General features: G+C 37.9%; 4 protein-coding genes. All 4 read right to left on the reverse strand.

Annotated features, from left to right (window positions below; genetic code table 11):
• Window positions 1-152: 152 nt before the first annotated feature.
• Window positions 153-1742 carry a response regulator transcription factor gene (locus AC220I_RS16290; protein ID WP_486724919.1) on the reverse strand — a complete coding sequence of 530 codons (1590 nt, stop codon included), beginning with the start codon at window positions 1740-1742 and terminating at the stop codon, window positions 153-155.
• On the reverse strand, window positions 1735-3492 hold the full coding sequence (locus AC220I_RS16295; RefSeq protein WP_486724920.1) for a sensor histidine kinase: 1758 nt from the start codon (window positions 3490-3492) through the stop codon (window positions 1735-1737). Before AC220I_RS16295 ends, AC220I_RS16290 begins: the two co-directional genes overlap by 8 nt.
• Before the next feature lie 3 nt (window positions 3493-3495).
• Window positions 3496-4965, reverse strand: a complete 1470-nt coding sequence (locus AC220I_RS16300) for an extracellular solute-binding protein (protein ID WP_486724921.1) — start codon at window positions 4963-4965, stop codon at window positions 3496-3498.
• Window positions 4966-5058: 93 nt separating this feature from the next.
• On the reverse strand, window positions 5059-6500 hold a 1442-nt coding region (locus AC220I_RS16305; protein WP_486724922.1), incomplete at its 5' end, for a class I tRNA ligase family protein.

Raw genomic sequence — 6500 nt, forward strand, 5'->3', positions numbered from 1 at the left:
AGATAAATAGGATGAGTGCGGGAGTGGGAGTAATCCGTTTTGACTAGATGATTTTGTGACACACAAAAAAAGAACTGAATCATATCAGTTCTTTTAAAGGTTAATGTGGTATTTTTTTATTCTAAACCATTTATTCTAGAATCATTGTGTGTTTAATTGTCCTTTTGATAATACTTGTCTTTGTATTCTGAGGTGGTCATATTGGTCATTTTCTTAAACACCCTGCTGAAGTACTGCTGGTTTGAAAAGCCAACCATGCTGTAAATATCCTTGTTTGAATTGGCTGGGTTCAGCAAAAGCTGTTTGGCTTTTTCAATTCGAACCTGATTGATATAATGTGAAAGATTTTGTCCAGTCTCCTTTTTGAAAATATGACAAACGTACTGCTTAGACAAGTTGATGACCTTGGCCACATCCTCAAGTGAGATGTTTTGATCGTAATTGTGATCAATAAAATTAATGGCGCGTTTGATTAAATGCTTGGACTGATTTCGTCTAATATATTTGAGTTCATGAACGATGAGGCTCAATAGATCACTTGTGGATGTAATCAATTGATCCAGATGCTTTGTGTTCAAAATAGACTCATGAAATGCTGCAAAGTTAAAATTTAGCTCGGTATTATCAAACACATACTGATAGGCACTGTAAAGTTCGCCAATGATTTGAATGACTAAGAGTTTAAGGAGCTTAGGTGGATGGTGGTTTTGATTGAACATTTGAGCAAGCTCATCAATACGTTTTATAGCAGAGCTGGCATCCTCTTTTCCAATCCAGTCTATGAACTCACCAACATAGGTTTTCTTAAGCTTTTGAGGCTCAACCAGTTCCCATTTGATATGATCAAGATTTTCCACATAGGACTCTGATTTTGAAATGTAAAAGAATTGCTCTTTACCCTTCAACAAGAGATCGTGTTGAAGACCAAGCTGGTCATAGGATGCAATTGAACTGGTATAGATTAATTTGAGTTTTAAATTAAAATACTGTAAAACCCCGTTTTCCACTGAGTTTGCAATTCGGTTGAGTTGAGTCAAGGTTAAATCTGGTGAAGCAATTAAAAACAAATGCTCGTCCATATAGCCGTTAAACAAAAAGGAGTAACCCTTTTCGTTGATTTGATCGGCCACTAAATTTACAGTTGTCTCGCTGATCTGTTTTGCATTTGGATGATCTGAAGAATCATTTTCGAGATAGATAAATGCATATTTGGAGTCTGGTTTGAGCATTTGCTGCTCATTTAGTCTTAAACTCAAACGGTCATCAAGATTGAACTTTACTTTGATTAAGTCATTGAGGAGGGCGCGTTTGATTGCTTTTTGATTAATGAGACTGGCAGACTTGTTTTGGGGTTTGTTGGGCGATTCATCAAGCGTGGCCTTTAGCTTACCCATAAGTTCAACAAGCTCATCATCAATGATTTCAGACTTTAGCATATAGTCAGATGCACCATTTTTAAGGGCTGTCCTGGCATATTGGAACTCATCGTAACAAGTTAGAACCACGATTTTCGTATGTTTATTAGTCTTATGGATTTGTTCTGTTAACCACAAACCATCTTTCTTGGGCATTTTGATATCTGTGATAACCACATCGGGATCAAGTGCTTCGAACTGAGCGAATCCCTGTTCGCCGTTTGAGGCTTCGCCAACTACTGTAAAGCCTATTGATTCCCAGTCAATGGTGTTTTTTAAGCCGATTCGAACAAGAACTTCATCGTCTACTATTAGCACTTTATACATGATTTTCTCCTTCTTTTCTAATGGGAAGTCTAACAATAACAGTAGTGCCAAATTGCTCTTTTGTCAATATTTCCTGTCCGAATTCTTCCCCGCAGAAAAGCTTGATGCGTTGATTGACGTTGTTTAGACCAGCTTTACTAAATTTACTTTCTGATTTTTGATCTTTAAAAATAGTCTTTAGTACCTGTTCAGAGATTCCTGGTCCATTGTCAATGATTTTGATGACTAAAGTTTCGGATTCAGTTTCTTTAAAACAAACCACATGGATCTCAAGCTTCTCTGCATTTTCCATGCCGTAGATGATACTGTTTTCAATTATTGGCTGCAAAATGAGCTTTGGAATCATGCAGTCATTTAAGCTTTCATCTACATCATAATCAATAATAAAGTCCTCATTAAAGCGCAGCTTTTGGATGTAGACATAATTTTGGATATACTCAATTTCTTCTTTAAGTGGTATAAAATCCCCACTTATGTTAATGCTGATTCGCAGTAATTTAACCAAGGCAACAATAGCGTTGCTTACGCTGTGTGCACCTTGTATTTTAGCCATCCACTTGATGGTGTTAAGTGTGTTGTAGAGAAAATGTGGGTTGATTTGAGCGTGTAAAGCTTCAAGCTCCACTTCTCTTTTCATCTTCTCTTCTTCAACCAATCGGTCGATCAATAGTGCCATTTCATCGATCATGTTGTTGATGCCGTCACTGAGCTGACTGATTTCATTGCTGGTCTTGACATTGGTTCTGACAGTGAGGTCCCCCTCTTCAACGCGTTTAATATCGTGTATGACTTTTAGCATTGGTTCTGTGTATTGGAGCGCAAAACCAAGTAAGAAGGCCATCATAAGTACGCCGTAAAGGCCACCTGCAAGTATGAAATAACGTTGAATTTGGTTAATCTCATTAAAGAGCATGTCAGATGAAATCGTTTTGACAATACGCCAGCCATTGGTATCCAAGTGACTGTAAAAAGCGACGTAGGATTGATTTTCAAGGTCATAGAAAACCTTGTCTGAAGAATGGTTGGGATTCATAATGCCTTGATAATAGGGTAAATTTGTAATAGCTGTTCCAATCATTGCCTTATCAGGATGACTGACGATCATGCCTGCCTCATCTATGATGAAGACTTCCCCCCCATCAGTGGATAGATTGCTATAGGCCTGGTCTAGTAATGATTCTTCCACATCTACCACCAAGACCCCGTAGTTTTCAAGTGTGTTGAAATTGATGATGTTTCGGACTACAGAAAAATAATATCTCGAAAAAACACCAGACAGTATTTTGATATTTTGCTGTTTGGTTGAGAACCATATAGGCTTGCCGTCTGTTTGATTTTTCATCATCAACTGTATGGAAATCATGGGGTTTGCCTTGTTGGTTCCAATGGCATAGGTTCCTGTGCTGTTGATCAGTGAGATGCCATCGATGTCATTTTTAGAAGCTAAAAAGCCTCTTAGGGTTTCATCCATGATTTTATCGTTAAGGGTTCCGTTTGCGAGTAAATCCAGAAAAGATGCACTTGCAAGCAAGCTTGTGGTGTAATCTTCAATGTCGCTGAGCATATAGTCAATTTTTTCGCCTGTTTCATGGATGGACTGAAGGGCAACTGCGCTGTATTTATCTGTAAAAATATCCTTTAATGTTTTAGACAGCAATGAACCAATGATAAACATTGGGATGATCATCAGGAAGATAACAATCATCATCAATTGGAATCTGAGGCTATGATAAAATTTAATTTTCTTCATCATTTACCTCTTTTCCATGATGCGTTTATAAATGGTGTTTGAGACATCTACAGGATCAAGGTCTTGTTCTATCATGTCGTGGAGCATGTTGTTGAGAATTTGCTCTATATAATAAAAGTTTTCAAGCTTTGGACGCAGATAAATTTTATCAGGTGACCATGCTTTTAAAACGGTTTCAATCTGAGGATGATCTGCTCTAAAATCTTGGGAGACCTCTTCATAAGCCGATTTAATCGTCGGTAAAGCACCCCCTGTTGGATCTGTAAGAATTCGCATTTGCATATCCTTGGCTGTTGCCCATGTGATGTAAAACCAGGCAGCTTCTTTTTCGATATCGGATGCGTACTTGTTTATGCCGATGCCTGACCCCCCATAGATGTTGGCACTTCTGTAGGAACCATAAGGCAAGATTGATGTACCAACATTTCCGCGAACTCTAAAATTTGATGAAGCATTTAATGCCGTAAAATTTTCATCCCAATTGATCATCATGGCAATTTTGCCCTTGTTAAAGGCCTCTGCTGAATCCGTCCAGTTCCAATTGATACTGTCAGGTGATGATGCAGAGACAATCTCTTTATAAGTTCTAAGTGAATCAATAAAGGTTTTGCTTCTAACGTCTAATGATTCGAAGTTTTCCTTGCCAAGTGTTCCAATACCAGGATCTTTAAAGTAATTGCCACCATTTGATGCTAAAATATTTGAAAACTCACAAAAGACAGCATTATGGGCTTGTGCGGTTTGACCACTGCCATATTCCACGATTTCATTGGGAACATATTTGTCAATCCATTGTGCGATTTCAATATAGCGTTCCCAGGTGAAATCCTTACTCCCAGGTGTCCAGTCATAGCCTTTTGCCTTCATGAAGGCATCCTTAAAATCTTCAAAGACATCTTTTCTATAGTAAAGGATCATGGTCGTAGAATCGAAAGGAATTGCATATAGCTTATCTTTGTCTTCAAAGTAGGAGCAGACCTCAAGCTGAGTGTTGAAAAAATCGTCTAGGGGTACTTGAAGCTGTGGCAAATCACTTCGTTCTATATAGGGATTTAATACCTCCAAATCATCATGAAAGCGGTTTAAGGTTTGATAAGGATCAGAATATATGACTTGATATTTGCCGGATTCTGATATGAAATCCAGATTGATCTTTTGAATAAAGGTATCATAATCTATGGGTCTAATCTTAATATTTATGCCAGTCAGCTTGGTGAACTCCTCACTTTCAACCGAGAGAATGTTTGAGCTTAAGTTGTTCTCAACGATAAAATTAAGGGTCACGCTTTCATATTTACGAATATCAAAGTCCTCAGGGAACTTAAAATTTTCAAAGGTAGTTCCCTTTAAATCAGGTGCTTCAACAGATTTGTTAAGGGGTTCTTCCTTATGAATGAGCACCTCTCTTTGGTCCCAAAGTATGATCAATAAAAAAAAGATAAGCGATATGATAAATATTAATAGTTTTTTCATTTTAACCTCCATGTTCAATGAATATCGTATCACATTCGCTTAATCATTCAACTTTTTTTATAACTCATTTAAATATTTTTATAAAATATGTGGTTAATTTATATTGTTGATTTGAATTTCTTTTGCATTACAGCATGCGATTATGTCGTTTTTATTGTCATAAAACATTTCAATCAGTGCCATAGGGCACTCAACGTTAACCGTCTCTATTTCAGCCTTCATAGAAAGTGAATTCTCAGATTTGTACTTTCGAACGTCGGAAATAACAGCTTTTAAGGCATCTCCAAACATGAGGTATTTATCTTTAATTACTCTTATCTCACACCATCTCATTTGGTGTAATGATTGGAATGATTCACGTTCCTTATAAAAAAGCTGATAGATATGGTCTGTCAAATGTGGTGTAAAAATGGCGTAGAGTTTGAGAATCATGAGGAGTGAAATGTAAAGAGCATACTGTGCCCCTGCTCTTTCAAGTTTTCCATGTACTTCAGGTTTATAAAGTCGATCTTTTACGATTTCAAGATAGTAGTCACAGAAATCTCGCCAGAAAAAGAGGTCAATCTCATGCCTTGCTAAGCCAAGCTCGTATTGATCAAGGTATTTTTCAGCAGCCTGCATGGTTTCCTTGGACCTCTCTATAATCCACTTGTCAACCGGTAGAAGACGCATTTCATTTTCTATTGAATAGTCTTTAAGGTGTGAAATGGTAAACTTTGAGGCATTCCAAAGCTTGTTGATGAAACGTTTTACGCCATCTAACTCCCCTTCATCGAAGAACGTATCCGTGCCGAGTTTGGCAGTTGCCGCCCAATATCTTACGGTATCCGCTGAATGACGGTCGATTATGGCTTTTGGACTCGTATTTGCATTGTTCTTTGATTTGCTGATTTTTTCACCTTTTTTTGCGAGGACAAAACCGCAAATCATGATGTCACGCCATGGGATTTCACCAGTATGATAGAGGCTTTTAACAATCGTATAAAAGGCCCAGGTTCTTATGATTTCATGTGCTTGAGTGCGCATGCTCATTGGCATAAAGTTGTCTCTTTGTGAATACGATTCATTTTTTAACATAGAAGTTTTGTTTGAATGCAAATTACCTTTTGAATGAATGGATTGATATGTGGATTCATATGTGACTTGTGATGCGTTTGAAAATTGAGTTTCATTTGTGGTTTGAGCTCGACTCTTGATCTGCCCATCGTTTGGACGAATGCGCTTGCCGTTTTCACCCCATAGGGCATTGATCTGCGGCGTTACAGATGAAGTTGCCCATGTGTCCAGTACGGCGGTTTCAGGTATAAATTCATTTGAACCACAGCCACAAGATGATAATGGTGAAGTCTCCATCGGATTTACTGGAAGTTGACTTTCATCTGCCAGTTTGATTTGACCACAAGCCTTACAGTACCATACTGGAAAAGGGACGCCAAAATATCTCTGTCTTGAAATGCACCAATCCCATTTGAGGTTTTTAACCCAGTCTAAATATCTGTTTTTCATGTGGGCTGGATACCAATTGATTTGGTCTG

The sequence above is a fragment of the Fusibacter sp. genome, from assembly GCF_057447755.1.

Excerpts from the sequence above, each read along its gene's own strand:
- AC220I_RS16290 (WP_486724919.1), bottom strand. The coding sequence starts at position 1,742 with ATGTATAAAGTGCTAATAGTAGACGATGAAGTTCTTGTTCGAATCGGC.
- AC220I_RS16295 (WP_486724920.1), bottom strand. The coding sequence starts at position 3,492 with ATGAAGAAAATTAAATTTTATCATAGCCTCAGATTCCAATTGATGATG.
- AC220I_RS16300 (WP_486724921.1), bottom strand. The coding sequence starts at position 4,965 with ATGAAAAAACTATTAATATTTATCATATCGCTTATCTTTTTTTTATTG.